The following is a 19,125-nucleotide window of genomic DNA, read 5'->3' on the forward strand; positions in this document are numbered from 1 at the left end:
TTCCCGTGCCGCCCCTCAACCATGGCGGGACGGAGCGGGTGATCCACGACCTCTCTGTCGAGTTGCAAGCGCTCGGCTGCGCCGTGACGCTGTTTGCACCCTCCGACAGCACCTGCCCAGTGCCTCGGATCGGCGCTCTGCCGAGCCTGCAATTCCTTGAAAAGAAACATGGTTCCATGCCGCCATCGATTCCGTCCGTGCTGGAAACGGTTCGGATGGAAGAGGTGCGCCACGCGCTGTCCACCTTCGATATCGTGCATTTCCACGGCGAGTTCTTCCATGCCGTCACGCTGGGCGAAAAACGCAAGACGTCCCTGACCACCATCCATTGGCGCGTTGATGAACTCGACCGTGAGTTGTTCTTCTCCGCCTTTCCGGACCTGCCCGTTGCGGCAATCTCACGCGCGCAGGAACAGGCGCTGCCGATATCGAACCGCGCGGGCATCGTGCTGCATGGCGTCGATCCCGCGCGCTTTAGACCGAACGACACGCCAGAGCCATATCTCGCCTTCATCGGGCGCATGACCGATCAGAAGCGTCCGGATGTCGCGATCCGGGTGGCACAGGCGGCAGGCCGGCCCATCCGTCTGGCCGGAACCGTCGATGTCGGCAACCCGCTCTACTTCGATACCTATGTCAGACCCATCCTTTCACCGACGGCCGAGTATATCGGCCCGGTCGATGATACGGCAAAGAATGTCCTTCTGCGTGGCGCAAGCGCGCTGCTCTTTCCCATCGACTGGCCGGAGCCGTTCGGGCTCGTGATGATCGAGGCGATGGCGTGTGGCACGCCTGTCATCGCCTGGAACCGGGGCTCCGTTCCCGAGGTCGTGGAGCATGGCGTGACCGGCTTCATCGTGGAGAGCGAAGAAGAGGCGGTGGCGGCTATCGGGCAGATCGATCGGCTTGATCGGCGCGCGATCCGTGAACGCTTCGAAGAGCGTTTCACCGCCCGGCGCATGGCGCAGGACTATCTGGGGATCTATCGAAGGCTGCTCCAGCGATGATGCGCACGGCCCTGATCGCCTGGGATTACCCACCATCCCCAAGCGGACTGTCCACCGCCGCCCGCGAGATCGCGGAGAGCCTTCTGGCGCAAGGCTCTGACGTCACAGTGTTTTCCGGCGACAGGAGCGATGCAAGCATGAGCGACGGCGTGCGGATCATCGGCTGCGCTGTCCCGGAGCGTTCGAAGCTTGGGCGTCTACGCACCTATGCCGGCATCGGCCATCTCGCGGCACCTTGGCGGTTTCGCGAAGCGGTGCTTACCGCGCATGCCACGACGCCGTTCGACGTGGTAGAGGCGACCAACTGGTATGCGCCGGCCGTGCTGCTGGCCGGGCGCCGGGATCTCCCGCTGGTTACGCGCAACTCGACGCCTGCCTCCTGGTCGCGGGAAAGCCGGCTTACTCCCCGAGACCAATTGGATGCCTGGGTCGCGGATATGCTGGAGCGCCGGCAGGCGAACGGCAGTGCGGCGCTGATATCAAACACATCCGATCACGGGCGGCGGATCGCCAAACTTTACCGTCTGGACGCACGCCGCCCGCACGCGACCATCGGCCTGTCCTTGTCACAAACGCTGCTGACGCGGGCAGGCGAGGCGGAGTATCCGCCTCATGAGGAACCGCTCCGCATTCTCTTCGTCGGCAGGGCCGAAGCACGGAAGGGTTTTCACGAATTCATGGATGCCATTGCCCGCGTCGCCGGAGACGCCGATGCGGGCCTAGTGCCAGATTTTCAGGTGGACCTGATGGGTGTACCCGAGAGCGACCTGCCGGAGACATTGCCAGCCAGCGCACACCGGCGCATCCATGCGCTCGGGCGACAGCCCGACGCGGTGCTGTTCGATCTTTACGAAGCCGCCCATATCGTTTCAGCGCCATCGCGATACGAAAGTTTCGGCCTCGTCTATCAGGAGGCGATCGCCTTCGGCCGCCCCATTCTCGCATCAACCGAAGACCCGAGCGCGCGCGAATTTGTCGGTCAGACCGGCTCTGGCGTTCTTGCCTCGGCGACGGAGGGCGGAGCCATTGCGGAATGCCTGCGCGAGATACTGGCGTCTGCCGCTCTTCGCATGCGCCTCCGTGAGAAAGCGCTTGAGGCAGCGGGAACCTTCACGCGTGCCACGCTCGGCCGCCAGACGCTTGAGATTTACAAGCAGGCTATCGCCGGCGATCGTGGCATCGGATCGGCGAAGGCGTCATGAGGCGAACGGCAATCATCGGCAACGCGCCGGAGTTCGATGGTCGAAGTCTGGATATCGACGGCTATGATCGCGTCGTGAGGTTTAACAATACGGCCGGGCTCGGGTCTATGAGCGGCACAAAGACTTCCGAACTCGTGCTGGTCAGCCGGGGCGGACAGCCGGCGGAATGGCTTGCCGATCCTGCATTTGCGCAGCGAAAGGCCGTGCGGGATGCCGAGCGCGTCACGCTCGTCTTTCCACCGTCGGAAAAGCCGGAAGACGGGTGCCATGCCGAGGGCCTTTGCGTGCGTCTCGACCCGCTCGGCAAGGACATCGGGTGGATCGATGCGGCGACGGAGAGCAGGGCGCGCGCGGCGCTGCTGGCACATGGCGGCCTGTCCACCTCTGCTCTCAGTTCCGGCTTTCTCTATAGTTTCAGGACACTGGAGGCCGCGGACCTCGCCTCCTCATCGTTCGACATCTTCGGTTTCGGCTTCGATGGTTGGGTCGGGCATGCCTGGAGCGCGGAACGCTCGTGGTTCGAGGCCGCTCATAATGCCGGCAGGCTCGTCCTGCACCCCTTGGCGAAACGCTGACGCAGGATCAGACAGGAAACACCGCATGCCAGACGTCTTAACCGCCCGCTGTCCGCTCTGCCGAGCGCGTGGCATCGCGCCGACGTCGCGCACCTTGCAGAGCGGCAATGTCGTCCGTGCATTTTCATATGTCTGTTCCCACTGCGGCCTATTGCTGGATGAACCCGCCATCATGCTCGATCCCACGCAATCCGACACGCTCTTTCGCGATCTCTGCGCCCGGAAGCCGACGATGAGTCATCCCGGTGATCCATTCGGTTGCGACATCTATACGATGCGCACGATTGCAACCCGGTTCGCCCTCGCCGCCATGCCGGCAAATACGATGCAGGCTCATGAACTTTGTTATCCGCATGGCACGTTCTCGGCGGAGGCCCATCTCAAACCCTTGCCGACGCTCCTGCCGACACCGGTCTCAGTCGGTATCATGTGCAGCGAGCGGGAGGCGAGTGCCGTGCTGGCGATGGCAGCGCTCTACCGGTCCTGGGCGGATGCGGTCATCGTTCTGATCGATCGCGCCGGAGAACCATCCGTGCCCCGACAGGAAGGCGACGACGGCTTCGTCAGCGTCTTCTCACACCCGCTGGACGGCCATTTCGCCAACCAGCGAAATGCGCTGCAAGCCCTCTGCGGAGCCCCGTGGATGTTTCAGCTGGACGCCGACGAGGACATTTCGCCGGAGCTTGGGGAAAGTCTGACGCGGCTTGCCACGCTCGCCGACCGGCAAGGCGCCGCCTCCATCGGCCTTCCGCGCCAGAATCTGGTCGACGGCCGCCTTTCCGATCTATACCCGGATGTGCAGTATCGGCTGAACCGGCGCGAGGTCGTCTACGAGGGCATCGTCCACGAGCGTCCTGTTCGGTCTTGGCAGACGAGTTTCATTGCGCTTTCCGGCGCCATCCGGCACCACCTTACTGCGGAGCATGTCGCCCGGAGATCGAAAGGGTACGAGCAGCTGCAACCGGGCGGCGGGCGCCTGTTTGAAGAGGACGCACTTCAGCGCCCGTTCTCGGCTGTGTGACAGGCTCTCGGCAGGGCGAGGGGGCAGTCGGCGTCATAGACGCGGACATGGATATCGGTGGGCATCCAGCCATTTGCCGGGTCGATATCGTCGGCACAGGAGGACGTGGCGCAGACGAGATCGGTCAGCGCCCGCAAGAGGACGTAATCGCCCGGCCGCGACTTGGGCTCGTCCATTGAGATCCGGTCATGCGCATCGACGAAGGTATTGTAGAAGAAGTTGATCGCCGGTCAGCCCTTACGCTCGGCGATGCTATAGGGGGCGAGAACCGGGTTGAAGTTTTCCATGTAGTTGGAATGGCCGGGGTAGCCCATGTCTTCATAGTCTTTGTCCGTGCAGGCCAGCAGGAACGTATCGTGCCGGCCGACCGTATCCTGCACCACCTCGACCAGAGGCCGCATGCGCGCGTCGAAATATTTGGAAGTCAGGCCGGGGCCTGAGAAGCTGGAGCTCATGAGGGTGCGCGTGATGGTGGGGTCGATACCGCGCCTTCCGCCAGATCGCCGCATCGAAGGCCAGGAAATCCACGGACTGGCGCCCGTCGACATCGATGATCTGGATATATTGCCCTGCCTTAACCCGAAAAGCCGAGGCCGTCGCTGCATGGATGCGCAGGTCCGTCACGACCTCGGGAGCCAGCGGCGGGGGAACTTCGCCGTTGTGCTCCACGAGCGGCAGGATATCGACCAGAATGTCGGTCGGCGTGTCCTGCGCGTCGGGCGCCATGGGTTGGCCGGGCACTGCCACGAGGCAGAGACTATCAGCTCGGGCTTCAGCGTCACGGCAGCGGCTGCGGGCGTCTCCGCGTCGAAGAGTGTCGCCGATACTGCGGATCCTTCTTTTCCGTCTCCAGGATCTGCGCGACAGCGGGGCGGGATCCTGTAGGAGGACGAGGACATGAAAGGCTTGGACGACGCGCTGGCGGCAAGGCCCTGCAGGCTTCCCGGCGGCCCGAATCCGTGGACCTCGATCGGCTGCGCGCCTTCGATGTTGCGCAGCGTCACCCGGACGCAGGGCGAAGAGGCGCGCCTCGCCGCCGCGCACGATGGCGGATGTCGGCCGGAGCGCCGGCACGGGCGTGCCGGATTGCGCCGCGTCGCTTGTCCAGATCCGTGTCATGGTCCTCCATGGCCCCGGTCTTTGCCGGCTCCGGTGTCCGTTATTCCGCGGCTTCCTTCACGCCGAGAAAGGCTTCGAGCGAGTCGTCGAGCGCATCCCGCGTTACTGCGTCCCGCAGCGCGATCCGGCCGGTGATAACGTCGCGGGCAAACCAGGCCTGCGCGTCGAGCATGTTGAAGGTATAATACTCGTCCTGCATGCCGATGTAGAAGAGCTGCGGGTTTTGTTCCCAGACGATGCCCTTATAGAGGCCGAGCGGGTAGAGCCAGTTGTTAGTCTTCAGGCGTAGATCGTCCGGCAGGAAGGGGAAAGAATGCTGGTAGCCGGTGCACAGTACGACGGCGTCGACCGTCTTGCTCGTGCCGTCGATGAAATAGGCGGTCTTGCCGACGAAGCGAGCAATCAGCGGCTTCTCCTCGAACGTATCCGGCCAGTCGAATCCCATCGGTTTCGTACGGTAGCTGAAGGTGACGGACGCCGCGCCGTATTTGTGGCACTGGGTGCCGATGTCCTCGGCCGAATAGGAAGAGCCGAAGAGCAGGACGTTCTTGCCGGCGAATTCATCGGCCGCGCGGAAATCGTGCGCATGCATCACCCGGCCGAGAAAGCCCTCGATGCCGGGGAAGGACGGCATGTTCGGCACCGAGAAATGGCCGCTGGCGACGACAATGTCATCGAACTTTTCGGTATAGTGCTCGTCCTTCTGAAGATCCTTGACGGTCACCGAGAAGGTCTGCGTCCCCTCGGACCAGACGACATTGCGCACCGGCGTCAGGAACCGGATATAGGCGCGAACGCCGCTCTTCTCGACCCTGCCGGCGATGTAGTGATGCAGCACGGCGCGCGGCGGATAGGAGGGGATGACCCGGCCGAAATGCTCCTTGAAGGAGTAATCGGCAAACTCCAGGCACTCATTCGGGCCGTTCGACCAGAGATAGCGGTACATGGAGCCGTGGACGGGTTCACAGAATTCGTCGAGCCCGGTGCGCCAGGTATAGTTCCAGAGGCAGCCCCAATTGCTCTGCATTTCGAAGCAGACGACCTCCGGCACATCGACGCCCGCGCGTCTGGCCGTCTCGAAGGCTTTGAGAACGGCCAGTCCGCTTGGACCGGCACCGATGATGGCAACACGTTTCTTCATTTTCGATCTCCCTGACGACATGAAACCGGCAGCCCGCAAGCCTGCGGGCGCCGGCGGATATGTGGCTCAGCCCTTGGCGGTGCGCTTCAGCTTCTTCGGATCATCGAAGGGCAGAGCGTGGGCAGCGGCGGCAATTGCGCCGCTCGCATTCATCACCACGAACTTCGTGCCGGGCACGGTGCAATCCACCGCGAGCCGGGCGATCGCCATTGATGTTCCGGTGAGCGGCGAGACCATGCCGCAGGTGGCAACACCACCTGCCGGCTGTCCTGGTAGACCATACCGCCCTCGTCGGCCGGCACCGTTCCGTCCAAAACTGGCCGAAGATCCGGAAGCGCTCGCGTCCCTGAGGCGTGCATATTCCTCTGCGCCGCGAAAGCCCGTCTTGCCGGGGCTGACGGTGAAGTCGAGGCCGAGCTCCCAGAGCGTGTCGCCCGACCTTCGTCGGCAAAGGGATAATTCTGCGAATTGTCGAAGGGGTAGAACAGCAGGTAGCTTTCCACCCGCAGCATATCGAGCGTAGTGAAGCGGCACGGGATGATGCCCATGGCTGCACCTTCCTCCAGAACACGGTCCCAGATCAGGGGCGCATCCTGGCCCCCTTTCCAAGCCGAATAGAGATTGCCGCAGGCCAGCCTGCGCGTCATAATGGTGAGCCGTTCCCTCTTCGGGGCCACAGCCCCTGTCGCAGCAGAGCCTGTTCCAGCACCGGCCTTGCGGGCCGGCCCCCTCTTCAACTAACGGGAGACGATGTGTCGGAACCAGCCAAACCTGTCATCCTCGCCCAAGACCCGCATGCGGTTCGTGAGCCCAAGGAGAACAATCTCGAAATGGCGATCGGCCATGAGGTGCGCGCCTATCGCAAGCGCCTCGGGATTACCGTATCGGATCTTGCAGGCGCGACGGGTCTGTCGGTCGGCATGCTGTCGAAGATCGAGAACGGCAACATCTCTCCCTCATTGACCACGCTTCAATCGCTGTCGAAGGCGCTCGGCGTACCCTTGACCGCGTTTTTCCGCGGTTTCGAGGAGCCGCGCAACGCGATCTTCGTCAAGGCTGGCGAGGGCGTCAACATGGAGCGGCGCGGCACGCGGGCCGGGCATCAGTACAGCCTGCTCGGCCATATCGACAACAATTCGAGCGGCGTGACGGTGGAGCCCTATCTGATCACGCTGACGACCGAGTCGGATGTGTTTCCCACCTTCCAGCACGAGGGAATGGAATTTCTCTATATGCTGGAGGGCGCGGTGACCTATCGCCATGGCGACCGGACCTTCGACATGGAAGCGGGCGACAGCCTGTTCTTCGACGCCGACGCGCCGCATGGTCCGAGCGTGTTGACGACGCTGCCCGCACGCTACCTCTCGATCATCTCCTACCCGACAAAGCGCACCGGCGGCGACGGGCAGTGATTGCCTTAAAAGAAAAAAAGTTTCCTAGAGATTGATATCTGTCAATACGCATGTTAGCCATTGACCATCAAAGAACAGGATGGTGGCGATGTGCGGCATTGTGGGATTGTTTCTGAAAGACGAGACGCTGCGGCCGGAACTCGGCCGTCTGTTATCGGATATGCTGATCACGATGACGGATCGAGGCCCGGACTCTGCCGGCATCGCGATCTATAACGCACCCTCGGCGGGCACCTGGAAGCTGACGGTGCAGTCGGACCAGCCGGACGTCGATTTCGCGGGCCTTTCCGAAGCGCTCGGGGCTGCAAACATTCCCGCCCGCGTCACGCTCAAGGATACGCATGCGGTCGTCGAGACGACGGCTGGCATTGCCGATGTCCGTGCATTCCTTGGCCAAGCTCGTCCGCAGATCCGTATCATGGGAACCGGCGAAAGCGTCGAGATCTACAAGGAAACGGGCCTGCCTCGGGATGTGGTCGATCGTTTCGATGTCCGCGCGATGGGCGGAACGCACGGCATCGGCCATACGCGCATGGCAACGGAGTCCGCGGTAACGACGCTCGGCGCGCATCCATTTTCCACGGGCGCCGACCAGTGCCTCGTCCATAACGGCTCGCTGTCCAACCACAACAATCTGCGCCGCACGCTCATCCGCGAGGGCATGGCCTTCGAGACGCAGAACGACTCGGAGGTTGCGGCGGCCTATCTCACCGCCGAAATGGCCAAGGGCAAGGATCTGGGCGAAGCACTGACCGGCGCGCTCGATGATCTCGACGGCTTCTTCACCTTCGTCGTCGGCACGAAATCCGGCTTCGGCGTCGTGCGCGACCCCATCGCCTGCAAGCCGGCCGTGATGGCCGAGACCGACCAGTACGTCGCCTTCGGCTCGGAATACCGGGCGCTGGTCAACCTGCCGGGCATCGAGACCGCCCGCGTGTGGGAGCCGGAGCCGGCTACCGTCTATTTCTGGGATCACGACAAGGCTGCCTGAGACCCCCCGGGACGCCAGGAAAAGTGGGAACCGGTTTTCCGCCCGGCGTCCCCGCCATAGAGGAACACGATGCCCGTTTTCGACCTGTCCACTACGCCGCTGCGCGAACTTAACAGCGCTCTACATGCCCTTTCGAAAGGTGCCAACGATACGGCGTTCGACGTCGTCAATCCGCGCGGTGCGCATGCGGTTGCCGTTGGGATCGATGCGCCCGTCACCGTCGAGGTGCGCGGGTCCGTCGGCTATTACTGCGCCGGCATGAACGACGGGGGAGCGGTCACCGTCCACGGTTCGGCGGGACCGGGCGTGGCCGAAAACATGATGTCCGGCACCGTCATCATCGAGGGCGATGCCAGCCAGTATGCCGGCGCGACCGGGCAGGGTGGCCTTCTCGTCATCAAGGGCAATGCGGCCTCGCGCTGCGGCATTTCCATGAAGGGCATCGACATCGTCGTCCATGGCAGCATCGGTCACATGTCGGCCTTCATGGGCCAGTCCGGCCATCTCGTCGTGCTGGGCGATGCGGGCGACGCGCTGGGCGACAGCCTCTACGAGGCAAAGCTCTTCGTGCGGGGTACCGTGAAGAGCCTCGGCACCGACTGCATCGAGAAGCCGATGCGGCCTGAGCATCTGGAGACGTTGCGCGGGCTGCTCGACCGTGCCGGCGCCACCGATGCGAAGCCGGAGGAGTTCAGGCGCTACGGTTCGGCGCGGACGCTCTACACGTTCAACATCGACAATGCCGACGCGTATTGAAGGCCCGAGGGATCATCCATGAGCTATCACAACCCTTACACTCCGCCGCGCAAGTCGGCGACCTTCGACGATGCGACGCTGGCCGAGATCCGCCGCGCGGCCGCCACCGGCATCTACGACATTCGCGGGGCGGGCACGAAGCGCAAGCTTCCGCATTTCGATGATCTGCTGTTTCTCGGCGCCTCGATCTCTCGCTATCCGCTGGAAGGCTACCGGGAGAAGTGCGACACCTCCGTCGTGCTCGGCACGCGTTTCGCAAAGAAGCCCATCCGGCTGAAGACGCCGATCACCATCGCCGGCATGTCGTTCGGCGCCCTTTCCGGCAATGCCAAGGAAGCGCTCGGACGCGGCGCGACGCTGGCCGGCACCTCGACCACGACCGGTGACGGCGGCATGACCGACGAGGAGCGCGGACATAGCGAGATGCTGGTCTACCAGTATCTCCCGTCGCGCTACGGCATGAACCCGAAGGATCTGCGCCGCGCCGACGCGATCGAGATCGTCATCGGGCAGGGTGCCAAGCCCGGCGGCGGCGGCATGCTGCTCGGCCAGAAGATCTCCGACCGCGTCGCCCAGATGCGCAACCTGCCCAAGGGCATCGATCAACGCTCGGCCTGCCGCCACCCCGACTGGACCGGCCCGGACGATCTGGAGATCAAGATCCTCGAACTGCGCGAGATCACCGACTGGGAAAAGCCGATCTACGTCAAGGTCGGCGGCTCCAGGCCGTATTACGACACCGCGCTCGCCGTGAAAGCCGGCGCCGATGTGGTGGTGCTCGACGGCATGCAGGGCGGCACGGCGGCAACGCAGGACGTCTTCATCGAGAATGTCGGCATGCCGATCCTCGCCTGCATCCGCCCTGCCGTCCAGGCATTGCAGGATCTCGGGCTTCATCGCAGCGTGCAGCTGGTCGTGTCGGGCGGCATCCGCTCCGGCGCGGATGTGGCCAAGGCGCTGGCGCTCGGCGCCGATGCGGTGGCCATCGGCACCGCCGCGTTGGTGGCGCTCGGCGACAACGACCCGAAATGGGAAGACGAGTACCAAAAGCTCGGCACGACGGCCGGCGCCTATGACGACTGGCACGAGGGCCGCGACCCCGCCGGCATCACCACGCAGGACCCCGAACTCGCCGCCCGTCTCGACCCGGTCGCGGCCGGGCGCCGGCTTGCCAACTACCTCAAGGTCATGACGCTGGAGGCGCAGACCATCGCGCGCGCCTGCGGCAAGAACCACCTGCACAATCTGGAGCCCGAAGACCTCTGCGCGCTGACGATGGAGGCCGCCGCCATGGCGCAGATCCCGCTTGCCGGCACCAGCTGGTATCCGGGCAAGGGAGGCTTCTGAGCACAGGAGGCGTTTGACCATTGCCTGTTCGCGACCGGCCGTCTTTGGGAGGATGCGGCCTGTCTCCACGAGGTGTCTGATAATCCATAAGGGGAACGACGTGACACTGGACCTCTCGACCTATGCCGCCGAGCACGGCATCCGCTATTTCATGATCAGTTACACCGATCTTTTCGGTGCGCAGCGCGCCAAGCTGGTGCCGGCGCAGGCCATTGCCGACATGCAGGCGGACGGCGCCGGCTTTGCGGGCTTTGCGACCTGGCTCGACCTGTCGCCGGCCCATCCCGATCTCTTTGCCCTGCCGGATGCATCCTCGGTGATCCAGCTACCGTGGAAGAAGGACGTGGCCTGGGTGGCGGCTGATTGTCGGATGGACGACAAGCCGCTGGAGCAGGCACCGCGTGTGCTGTTGAAGCGGCTGGTGGCGGAAGCCGCCGAGATGGGGCTCAGGGTCAAGACCGGCGTCGAGCCCGAGTTCTTCCTCACTTCCGCCGACGGCTCGGTCATCTCGGACGCTTACGACACGGCGGAAAAGCCCTGCTACGACCAGCAGGCGGTGATGCGCCGGTTCGACGTGATCGCGGAGATCTGCGATGCGATGCTGGCGCTCGGCTGGAAGCCCTACCAGAACGATCATGAGGATGCGAACGGCCAGTTCGAGATGAACTGGGAATATGACGATGTGCTGGCCACCGCCGACAAGCACTCGTTCTTCAAGTTCATGGTCAAATCCATTGCCGAGAAGCACGGGCTGCGCGCCACCTTCATGCCGAAGCCGTTCAAGGGGTTGACCGGCAATGGCTGCCACGCGCATATCTCGGTCTGGGATCTCGCGGGCAAGACCAATGTCTTTGCCGACAAGGATATGCCGTTCGGGCTTTCCGCGACCGGCAAGACCTTCCTCGGCGGCATTATGAAACATGCCTCGGCGCTTGCGGCCATCACCAACCCGACCGTCAATTCCTACAAGCGCATCAACGCGCCGCGCACCGTTTCGGGCGCCACCTGGGCGCCGAACACGGTGACCTGGACCGGCAACAACCGCACGCACATGGTGCGCGTTCCCGGCCCCGGCCGCTTCGAACTCCGCCTGCCGGACGGCGCGGTCAATCCCTACCTGCTGCAGGCGATCATCCTTGCGGCCGGCATGTCGGGCATGCGTTCGAAGGCCGATCCCGGCCCGCACCACGATATCGACATGTATCGCGAGGGCTACACGGTGACGAACGCGCCGCGGCTGCCGCTGAACCTGCTCGACGCCCTGCGCGACTACGAGAAGGACGACGCGCTTCAGGCGGCGATGGGCAGGGATTTTTCCGCGGCCTATCTCAAGCTGAAACATGATGAGTGGACGCGCTATTGCAGCCATTTCACGGCCTGGGAACGGGAGACGACGCTCGATGTCTAGGCATCGGACGCTCTCCCGACGGCCCGCAGGTCCGGTTCCCACGTCATCGTCGCACATCAAGCGAAAGGACGCGTCTTGAACCCGTTCGTTCTCACCGTCACCTGCGCCTCGCGGCGCGGCATCGTCGCCGCCATCTCGACCTATCTCGCCGACAAGCACTGCAACATCGTCGACAGCGCCCAGTTCGACGATCTGGAGACCGGTCGCTTCTTCATGCGCATCGGGTTTCACTCGGAGGATGGCCTGTCGCTGGCCGCGATCGAGGCGGATTTTGCCGCCGTCGCGCAGCCTTTCGCCATGGACTACCCGTTCCACGATCCGGCAGCGCCGATGAAGGTCGTGCTGATGGTCTCGCGCTTCGGCCACTGCCTCAACGACATTCTCTACCGCTGGAAGATCGGCGCTCTGCCGATCGAGATCGTCGCCGTGGTCTCCAACCATTTCGACTACCAGAAGGTGGTGGTCAATCACGACATTCCGTTCCACCACATCCCCGTGACCAAGGCCAACAAGCCGGAAGCGGAAGCCCGCATCCTCGCGCTCATCGAGCAGTCCGGTGCCGACCTCGTCGTGCTCGCCCGTTACATGCAGGTTCTGTCGGATGCCATGTGCGCGCGCATGTCGGGCCGGATCATCAATATCCACCACTCCTTCCTGCCGAGCTTCAAGGGTGCCAACCCCTACAAGCAGGCCTATGGCCGCGGCGTGAAGCTGATCGGCGCGACCGCGCATTATGTGACGGCCGAACTCGACGAAGGCCCGATCATCGAGCAGGACGTCGCCCGCATCACGCATGCGCAGAGCGCGGCCGACTATGTGTCCATCGGCCGGGATGTGGAGGCACAGGTGCTGTCGCGCGCCATCCACGCGCACATCCACCACCGCGTCTTCCTTAATGGCAACCGCACCGTCGTCTTTCCCGCCAGCCCCGGCGGCTACGCATCCGAGCGCATGGGCTGACGCCGACGACGCCCGAAGACCTTTCAGCTGTCGAGAAACTCCGCGCTCATACGGGCGAGATCGTCCCACAGGCTCTGGGCAAAGCCGCGCAGAACCATGATCTCGAACGTGTCGTTCCCCGTGCGGGTGATGTGAGCGGCGATATGGCCGATGAGCGCCGTCGTGGCGTGTCCCACGGGGACGTTCGACAGCGAGAGATCGACGGCCGTACCCTTGGCCAGCATCCGCTCGACCATCGGGCCGGCGGCAAGGATACGGACCCGGCCGGCGCTCTGGTCCACGCCGAAGGCCTCCGGCTGAAGGCTCGCAAAGAGATCGGCAAGCTCGGCATGCGTCTTTGCGCGGTCGCCGACGATGAACCATTGTCCGAGGCCGGCGGCGCGCACGGCGTGCGGCGCGCCATCCGAGATGGCCTTGAGCCGCGCCATGGAAAGGGTATCGCCGGGCTTGCCCAGCACCTGGATCACATGCCCCTCCGGTAGCGCTTCCAGCCGGATCGCTCGGCTGACGAGGCGCGTGCAGCCTTTGAGTGCCGCCGATGTCGTGATGTAGGGCGTGATGTGAAAATCAGACATGAAGCTTCTCGTGTCCCGGATCGATGAAGACCGGATCGCACAGGCGGCCGGGCGTGAATTCATTGCGGATACCGTTCCAGATCGTCACCGTCTCGCCGTGGCGCGTTGCGCCACGCTTGACGAGCGCAAGACCGATGGTCGATCCGACATGGGGTGAATAGGCGCTCGATGTGACATAGCCCTGGTCGTTTTCGAGCGTGGCTTTGGCGTTGAAGGCGAGAATATGCGATCCGGTGCGAAAGGATGTCTTCGGGTCGAGCGGCAGGACGCCCACGAGCTGGGCGCGCTCGGGATCCACGAGGCCCGGACGCCCGACCATGGCCTTGCCGATGAAATCGGGCTTGCCGGCAGAGACCATCTTGCCGAAGCCGAGATCGGCGGCCGTCGCCGTGCCGTTGATTTCATTGTGGGTGACATGCCCCTTCTCGATGCGCAGCACGCCGAGCGCCTCCACGCCATAGGGCTGGATGCCGTGCGGCACGCCCGCCTCCATCAGCGCCTCCGCGACGCTCTCGCCGTAGCCGGCTGGCACGGCCAGTTCATAAGCCAGTTCGCCGGAAAACGAGATGCGGAAGAGGCGTCCGTGCAGCGCGCCGCCGAAAAGCGAGACCTCGCGGGCGGCAAGGAACGGGAAGGCCTCGTTGGACAGATCCTCGTCCACGATCGCCTGCAGGATGCGCCGCGCCTTCGGCCCCGCGATCGCCATCTGCGCCCACTGGTCGGTGGAGGAGGCGAGCCGCAGATCGAGATCCGGCCACAGGACCTGCGCGCAGAATTCGAGATGGTTCATCACGCCGGCCGCGTATGCCGTCGTGGTGGTCATGACGTAATGGTTTTCCGACAGGCGGCTCGTCGTGCCGTCGTCGTAGATCATGCCGTCCTCGCGCAGCATCAGGCCGTAGCGCGCCTTGCCCACCGGCAGTTTCAGGAAGGCGTTCGAATAGACCCGGTTGAGGAATTCCGCGGCATCGCGCCCGCAGATCTCGATCTTGCCGAGCATCGACACGTCGCAGAGCCCGGCATGGGCGCGCACGTTCAGCACTTCGCGATCCACACTCTCGCGCCATGTGGCTTCGCCGGCGCGCGGGAAGAAGGACGAACGATACCAGAGACCGGTCTCAACGAAGGTGGCGCCGAGCCGGCGCGCCCAGTCGTGCAGCGGCGAGCGGCGCACCGGCTGGAAATCGTGACCGTGATAGGGGCCGGCCAGCGCGCCGAAGGAGACCGGCGTGTAGAACGGCCGGAAGGTCGTGGTGCCGACATCGGCCGGGGACAGGCCGCGCGCTTCGGCGAGAAGGCCGATGGCGTTGACGTTGGAGAGCTTGCCCTGATCGGTCGCCATGCCGTTGGTCGTGTAACGCTTGGCCAGTTCCACATGGCCGTAGCCTTCCCGCACGGCGAGGTCGAGATCCCCACGGTGCACGTCGTTCTGGAAATCGACGAAGGCCTTGCCCTTGACGCCGGGTACGGTCCAGAGCGGCCGGGCAGGCGGCGAGACGATATCGCCCTCGACGGCACCGAAACGTGCCGGGGTCGCATCGAAGGACATCGCATTCAGAAGCGCCACGGCCTTGCGCGCGCCATCCTCGAGGCAGGCGGCGATGCCGGCGGTCGTGGCGACGGCACCGGCAAGGTCCAGACCGACGAGATCGCCGGGCGCGAGAAAGGCCGATTGCGCATCCGACCACAGTGGCTTGGCCCCGCGATGGCAGGCGAGATGGATGATCGGGCTGAAGCCGCCGGCCATGGCCAACGCATCCGCCCTCACGGTCTCCGTCTGGCCGTTTCGACGCACCGTGATGGAGGAAATCGCCTTCCCACCCGCGGCATCCGAGACAACGGCGCCCGTGACGATGCGCGCTTTGCCCCTATAGGGAAACGCGGCGTCCGCCCTGCTGTCGACGACGATCCCGGGTACGATGCCGTGCGCTTCGAGATCGGCCGCCAGCGCATAGCCGCTGTCGTTGGTGGTGAAGATCGCGACCTGCCGGCCGGGCGCAATGCCGTAGCGGTTGAGATAGGTGCGCATGGCGCCGGCCGTCATGACGCCGGGAAGATCGTTGCCGCCGAAGACGAGCGGCCGTTCCTCTGCGCCGGCCGCCAGCAGCGCTTTTTTCGCCACGATGCGCCACAGCCGCTCCACAGGCCGCGCGGCAACGGGCGCACGCACATGCTTCTGCACACGCTCGAGGGCTCCGAAGACATTGCCGTCGTACCAGCCGAATGCGGTGGTGCGCAGAAGGATCGTTACATTCGCAAGCGATTCCAGCTCGGCCATCGTCTGCGCGACGAAATCCGGCGCAGGCGTTCCGGCGATCCGCGCCGTCTCGGACAGGAGCGTGCCGCCGGCCGCCGCATGCTCTTCGACAAGAATGACCCGCGCGCCTGCACGCCCAGCCGTCAGCGCGGCCGCGAGACCTGCCGGGCCGGAGCCTATGACGAGGAGATCGCAATGCGCCCAGCATTTCTCGTAGCTATCCGGGTCTGCCGCACGGCTCGCCGTGCCGAGGCCCGCCGCCTTGCGGATGAAGGGCTCATAGAGCTTTTCCCAGAAGGGGGCCGGCCACATGAAGGTCTTGTAGTAGAAACCTGCGCCGAGAAACGGCGAGAGGAGGCCGTTCAGCGCGCCGATATCGAAGGCAAGCGACGGCCAGCGGCTCTGGCTGCGCGCCTCCAGCCCTGCATAAAGTTCCTGCATCGTGGCACGGCTATTGGCTTCGGTTCGACCGCCCTGTCCGATGGTCATCAGTGCATTCGGCTCGGCGGCACCGGCCGTGAGAATTCCGCGCGGCCGGTGGTATTTGAAGCTGCGGCCGACGAGCAGGCGACCATTGGCGAGCAGGGCGGAGGCAAGGCTGTCGCCGGCAAAGCCCGTCAGCGGCGTTCCGTCGAAGGTGAAGGAGATCGGTGCGCGCCGGTCGATGAGCCCGCCGGCCGGAAGGCGATAGGGCGTCATGGTCGTGCCTCTCCGGCTGCACCGAGTGCGGCATCGCGGCTTGCGGCGATCTCGTGGGTCGCGGTATCGCGCGTCACCACCAGCCAGCGGCGGCAGCCCGCCGTGTGGTGCCAGTGTTCGTCGTAGCGGCCATGCGGGTTGTCGCGCAGGTAGACGTAATCCATCCACGCCCCAGGATCGGCATCTGCATCCGGTCGCGCAAGCGCCTCACCGCGAATGGTGAACTCTTCTTTCGGTCGGGCGCCGCAATGCGGGCAGGGGACGAGACTGGCCATATCAGGTGCTTCCTCATGAGTATCAGTGCAAGTTCGGCTGCGCGCCCTGCCCTTTTTCGTCGATCATGTATCCGCGCTCGAACCGGTCGAGCCGCATCTGCCGCGTGGTCTCGTGCGAGACGCCCTTTGCCAGAAGATGGGCAAAGCAGAAGCCGGAGGCTGGCGTCGCCTTGAACCCGCCATAGCACCAGCCGGCATTGAGGTAGAGATTTTCGAGATGCGTGCGGTCGATGATCGGCGATCCGTCCATCGACATGTCCATGATGCCGCCCCAGGAGCGCAGCACCCGGACGCGCGAGAGCGCGGGGATCATCGCCTTGCCGGCTTCCGCGACATGCTCGACGGTCGCAAGGTTTCCGCGCTGCGCATAGGAATTGTAGCCGTCGATATCGCCGCCGAAGACGAGGCCGCCCTTGTCGGACTGCGACACGTAGAAATGCCCGGCCCCGAAGGTCACGACGCCGTCGATGAAGGGTTTGAGGCCTTCGGACACGAAGGCCTGCAACACGTGGCTCTCGATCGGCAGCTTGAGGCCCGCCATTTCGGCAACGCGTGAGGAATTGCCGGCGGCTGCCAGCCCGAGCTTGCCGCAGCCGATGAAGCCCCGGCTGGTCTCGACGCCGGTGACGAGACCGTTCTCGCGGCGGATGCCGGTGACCTCGCAATTCTGGATGATATCGACGCCACGCTGGTCGGCACCGCGCGCATAACCCCAAGCGACCGCATCGTGGCGCACTGTGCCGCCGCGCTTCTGCAAGAGGCCGCCCTGAATGGGAAACCGCGCATTGTCGTAATCGAGAAAGGGCAGCATCTGCCGCACCGCCGCCCGGTCGAGCAGCTGCGCATCGACGCCATGCAGCAACATGGCATTGCCGCGCCGCGTATAGGCATCGCGCTGGGCATCGGAATGAAAGAGGTTGAGCACGCCGCGCTGCGACACCATGGCGTTGAAGTTGAAATCCTGCTCCAGCCCTTCCCAGAGCTTCATGGACAGCTCGTAGAACGGATTGTTGCCGGGCAGCAGATAGTTGGAGCGGATGATCGTCGTGTTGCGGCCGACATTGCCGGAGCCGACGTAACCTTTTTCGAGCACCGCGACATTGGTGATGCCGAAGATCTTTGCAAGGTAATAGGCCGTCGCCAGCCCGTGACCGCCCCCGCCGACGATGATCACGTCGTAACGCGCCTTCGGCTCCGGCTGCCGCCATGCCGGCGTCCAGTCTCTGTTGCCGCGAAGACCGTTCATGAGAAGGGAGAGGGCGGAGTAGCGCATGGGTGTGCCGTCGTGCCGGGAAATCGTGACATCAGGATAAACGAATCCGCGATCCGTCGATTGCATGAATAGGACGGATTGATGTAGAATCGGGCCATGTTGCTTTCCGATACGCGCGCGCTGCAGCGCATGGGCTTCGTGTTGATGCCGAATTTTGCGCTGATGTCTTATGCGTCCGCGACCGAGCCCCTGCGGGCGGCGAACATGCTGGCGGGTTTGCCGCTTTACGAGCCTGTGACGTTGTCGCCGGGTGGCAGGCCGGCGCGCAGTTCCTCGGGCGTGCAGGTGGACTGCGCGGATCTTGCCGAGCGCGGCGCCGGCTGCCACACGATCTTCGTCTGCGCCGGGGGGGATGTCGCCGACTGGGGCGACCCCGGCGGGCTACACGCCGCGCTGCGCCGGTTCGCCCGACAAGGCATCCGGATCGGCGGCATCTCCAGCGGCGCCTATATCCTCGCCGCGGCCGGGCTTCTGGAAAACCGGGATTTTACGCTTCATTGGGAGCATGCGGCAATCTTCCGCGAGACCTTTCCGCATCTCCAGCCGCGGCAGGCGCGCTACGTCATCACGGGCGACCGCATCACTTGCGGCGGCGGCGTTGCGCCGCTCGATATGATGCACCGGATGATCTCGGAGCGGATGGGCGCCGACTTCGCCCGCCGCGTCAGCGACTGGTACCTGCACACGGCCGTCGCCGAACCGACGGCGGCGCAGCGCGGCTCCGCCGCCGAGCGGTTCGGTACGCATCATGCAGCACTCCTGACCGTGCTCGAAAAGATGGAGGCCGCTATCGAGCAGCCGCTCGACCGGGCAACGCTCGCGCGACTCTGCGGCGTCAGCCCACGCCACCTCGATCGCTTGTTCGCACAGGAACTCGGCCGCGGCTTCCTTGAAACCTATCGCCTGATCCGCTTGGATCATGCGCGGCGCCTGCTGGAGCAGAGCCCGCTTTCCATCTCCGCCGTCGCCTTTGCCACCGGCTTCTCCAGCGCGAGCCACTTCTCGCGCGCCTGCAAGACCGTCCTTGGGCAACCCCCAGGCGCGTTCCGCCGCAAGGGAAAAGGAACGCGATCGGAGCGTGCGTAAGGAAGGTGTCTTCAAGGAAAA

General features: G+C 64.4%; 16 protein-coding genes and 3 pseudogenes. 11 read left to right on the plus strand and 8 right to left on the minus strand.

Features of this window, described 5'->3' with window-relative positions:
* Window positions 1-5: 5 nt before the first annotated feature.
* Genes GA0004734_RS22370 through GA0004734_RS22385 form a run of 4 tightly spaced genes read left to right on the plus strand, consistent with a single transcriptional unit; the run spans window position 6 to window position 3,805 of the window.
* Window positions 6-1,007, plus strand: a complete 1,002-nt coding sequence (locus tag GA0004734_RS22370; protein WP_245292584.1) for a glycosyltransferase family 4 protein — start codon at window positions 6-8, stop codon at window positions 1,005-1,007.
* Entirely contained in the window at window positions 1,004-2,209 is a 1,206-nt protein-coding gene (locus GA0004734_RS22375) for a glycosyltransferase family 4 protein (RefSeq protein WP_348626109.1), read from the plus strand. The genes GA0004734_RS22370 and GA0004734_RS22375 overlap by 4 nt, the downstream gene beginning before the upstream one ends.
* On the plus strand, window positions 2,206-2,784 hold the full coding sequence (locus GA0004734_RS22380; protein WP_092937982.1) for a hypothetical protein: 579 nt from the start codon (window positions 2,206-2,208) through the stop codon (window positions 2,782-2,784). The genes GA0004734_RS22375 and GA0004734_RS22380 overlap by 4 nt, the downstream gene beginning before the upstream one ends.
* A gap of 25 nt (window positions 2,785-2,809) precedes the next feature.
* Window positions 2,810-3,805, plus strand: a complete 996-nt coding sequence (locus GA0004734_RS22385) for a hypothetical protein (protein WP_092937984.1) — start codon at window positions 2,810-2,812, stop codon at window positions 3,803-3,805.
* On the opposite strand, the pseudogene GA0004734_RS26745 reads toward GA0004734_RS22385, so the two are convergent.
* The 4 genes and pseudogenes from GA0004734_RS26745 to GA0004734_RS22400 all read right to left on the minus strand — a co-directional run.
* Window positions 3,781-4,233, minus strand: a pseudogene (locus GA0004734_RS26745) (DUF1989 domain-containing protein). The gene GA0004734_RS22385 and the pseudogene GA0004734_RS26745 sit on opposite strands and share 25 nt — an antisense overlap.
* Window positions 4,124-4,924, minus strand: a complete 801-nt coding sequence (locus GA0004734_RS26785) for a DUF1989 domain-containing protein (RefSeq protein WP_348626110.1) — start codon at window positions 4,922-4,924, stop codon at window positions 4,124-4,126. The pseudogene GA0004734_RS26745 and the gene GA0004734_RS26785 overlap by 110 nt, the downstream one beginning before the upstream one ends.
* A 115-nt stretch (window positions 4,925-5,039) precedes the next feature.
* A pseudogene (locus GA0004734_RS22395) lies at window positions 5,040-6,065 on the minus strand (NAD(P)/FAD-dependent oxidoreductase); the annotation flags it as partial.
* Window positions 6,066-6,131: 66 nt separating this feature from the next.
* Window positions 6,132-6,664 (minus strand): annotated as a pseudogene (locus GA0004734_RS22400) (glycine cleavage T C-terminal barrel domain-containing protein); the annotation flags it as partial.
* 231 nt (window positions 6,665-6,895) lie between these two features.
* Here GA0004734_RS22400 and GA0004734_RS22405 point away from each other — a divergent pair.
* From GA0004734_RS22405 to purU, 6 genes are all read left to right on the plus strand, one after another.
* Window positions 6,896-7,477 carry a helix-turn-helix domain-containing protein gene (locus tag GA0004734_RS22405; RefSeq protein WP_092938318.1) on the plus strand — a complete coding sequence of 194 codons (582 nt, stop codon included), beginning with the start codon at window positions 6,896-6,898 and terminating at the stop codon, window positions 7,475-7,477.
* A gap of 88 nt (window positions 7,478-7,565) precedes the next feature.
* Entirely contained in the window at window positions 7,566-8,468 is a 903-nt protein-coding gene (locus GA0004734_RS22410) for a class II glutamine amidotransferase (protein ID WP_092937988.1), read from the plus strand.
* A gap of 69 nt (window positions 8,469-8,537) precedes the next feature.
* A complete protein-coding gene (locus tag GA0004734_RS22415; RefSeq protein ID WP_092937991.1) occupies window positions 8,538-9,224 on the plus strand; it encodes a GltB/FmdC/FwdC-like GXGXG domain-containing protein in 687 nt (228 codons plus the stop codon).
* Window positions 9,225-9,242: 18 nt separating this feature from the next.
* On the plus strand, window positions 9,243-10,571 hold the full coding sequence (locus GA0004734_RS22420) for an FMN-binding glutamate synthase family protein (protein ID WP_092937993.1): 1,329 nt from the start codon (window positions 9,243-9,245) through the stop codon (window positions 10,569-10,571).
* 100 nt (window positions 10,572-10,671) lie between these two features.
* Window positions 10,672-11,979, plus strand: coding sequence for a type III glutamate--ammonia ligase (glnT, locus tag GA0004734_RS22425; protein ID WP_092937995.1), 1,308 nt, complete (start codon window positions 10,672-10,674; stop codon window positions 11,977-11,979).
* A 75-nt stretch (window positions 11,980-12,054) separates the two neighbouring features.
* On the plus strand, window positions 12,055-12,939 hold the full coding sequence (purU, locus tag GA0004734_RS22430) for a formyltetrahydrofolate deformylase (RefSeq protein ID WP_092937997.1): 885 nt from the start codon (window positions 12,055-12,057) through the stop codon (window positions 12,937-12,939).
* 23 nt (window positions 12,940-12,962) lie between these two features.
* Here purU and GA0004734_RS22435 read toward each other — a convergent pair whose 3' ends face one another.
* The 4 genes from GA0004734_RS22435 to GA0004734_RS22450 are packed head-to-tail and all read right to left on the minus strand — an operon-like array spanning window position 12,963 to window position 18,018.
* On the minus strand, window positions 12,963-13,514 hold the full coding sequence (locus GA0004734_RS22435; RefSeq protein WP_092937999.1) for a sarcosine oxidase subunit gamma family protein: 552 nt from the start codon (window positions 13,512-13,514) through the stop codon (window positions 12,963-12,965).
* Window positions 13,507-16,470: a sarcosine oxidase subunit alpha family protein gene (locus GA0004734_RS22440; RefSeq protein WP_092938001.1), complete on the minus strand. Its 2,964-nt coding sequence runs from the start codon at window positions 16,468-16,470 to the stop codon at window positions 13,507-13,509. Before GA0004734_RS22440 ends, GA0004734_RS22435 begins: the two co-directional genes overlap by 8 nt.
* On the minus strand, window positions 16,467-16,745 hold the full coding sequence (locus GA0004734_RS22445) for a sarcosine oxidase subunit delta (protein ID WP_092938003.1): 279 nt from the start codon (window positions 16,743-16,745) through the stop codon (window positions 16,467-16,469). Before GA0004734_RS22445 ends, GA0004734_RS22440 begins: the two co-directional genes overlap by 4 nt.
* Before the next feature lie 22 nt (window positions 16,746-16,767).
* On the minus strand, window positions 16,768-18,018 hold the full coding sequence (locus GA0004734_RS22450; protein WP_092938320.1) for a sarcosine oxidase subunit beta family protein: 1,251 nt from the start codon (window positions 18,016-18,018) through the stop codon (window positions 16,768-16,770).
* A gap of 96 nt (window positions 18,019-18,114) precedes the next feature.
* Between GA0004734_RS22450 and GA0004734_RS22455 the strand changes: the two genes are divergently transcribed.
* Window positions 18,115-19,104 carry a GlxA family transcriptional regulator gene (locus tag GA0004734_RS22455; protein WP_092938005.1) on the plus strand — a complete coding sequence of 330 codons (990 nt, stop codon included), beginning with the start codon at window positions 18,115-18,117 and terminating at the stop codon, window positions 19,102-19,104.
* Window positions 19,105-19,125 lie beyond the last annotated feature (21 nt).

It is taken from the genome of Rhizobium sp. 9140 (assembly GCF_900067135.1).
Lineage (GTDB): Bacteria > Pseudomonadota > Alphaproteobacteria > Rhizobiales > Rhizobiaceae > Ferranicluibacter.

Bases quoted from the DNA above. Each gene is read 5' to 3' on its own strand.
- GA0004734_RS22375 (WP_348626109.1), top strand. From the start codon at position 1,004: ATGATGCGCACGGCCCTGATCGCCTGGGATTACCCACCATCCCCAAGC.
- GA0004734_RS22380 (WP_092937982.1), top strand. From the start codon at position 2,206: ATGAGGCGAACGGCAATCATCGGCAACGCGCCGGAGTTCGATGGTCGA.
- GA0004734_RS22385 (WP_092937984.1), top strand. From the start codon at position 2,810: ATGCCAGACGTCTTAACCGCCCGCTGTCCGCTCTGCCGAGCGCGTGGC.
- GA0004734_RS26785 (WP_348626110.1), bottom strand. From the start codon at position 4,924: ATGACACGGATCTGGACAAGCGACGCGGCGCAATCCGGCACGCCCGTG.
- GA0004734_RS22405 (WP_092938318.1), top strand. From the start codon at position 6,896: ATGGCGATCGGCCATGAGGTGCGCGCCTATCGCAAGCGCCTCGGGATT.
- GA0004734_RS22410 (WP_092937988.1), top strand. From the start codon at position 7,566: ATGTGCGGCATTGTGGGATTGTTTCTGAAAGACGAGACGCTGCGGCCG.
- GA0004734_RS22415 (WP_092937991.1), top strand. From the start codon at position 8,538: ATGCCCGTTTTCGACCTGTCCACTACGCCGCTGCGCGAACTTAACAGC.
- GA0004734_RS22420 (WP_092937993.1), top strand. From the start codon at position 9,243: ATGAGCTATCACAACCCTTACACTCCGCCGCGCAAGTCGGCGACCTTC.
- GA0004734_RS22435 (WP_092937999.1), bottom strand. From the start codon at position 13,514: ATGTCTGATTTTCACATCACGCCCTACATCACGACATCGGCGGCACTC.
- GA0004734_RS22440 (WP_092938001.1), bottom strand. From the start codon at position 16,470: ATGACGCCCTATCGCCTTCCGGCCGGCGGGCTCATCGACCGGCGCGCA.
- GA0004734_RS22445 (WP_092938003.1), bottom strand. From the start codon at position 16,745: ATGGCCAGTCTCGTCCCCTGCCCGCATTGCGGCGCCCGACCGAAAGAA.
- GA0004734_RS22450 (WP_092938320.1), bottom strand. From the start codon at position 18,018: ATGCGCTACTCCGCCCTCTCCCTTCTCATGAACGGTCTTCGCGGCAAC.
- GA0004734_RS22455 (WP_092938005.1), top strand. From the start codon at position 18,115: ATGTTGCTTTCCGATACGCGCGCGCTGCAGCGCATGGGCTTCGTGTTG.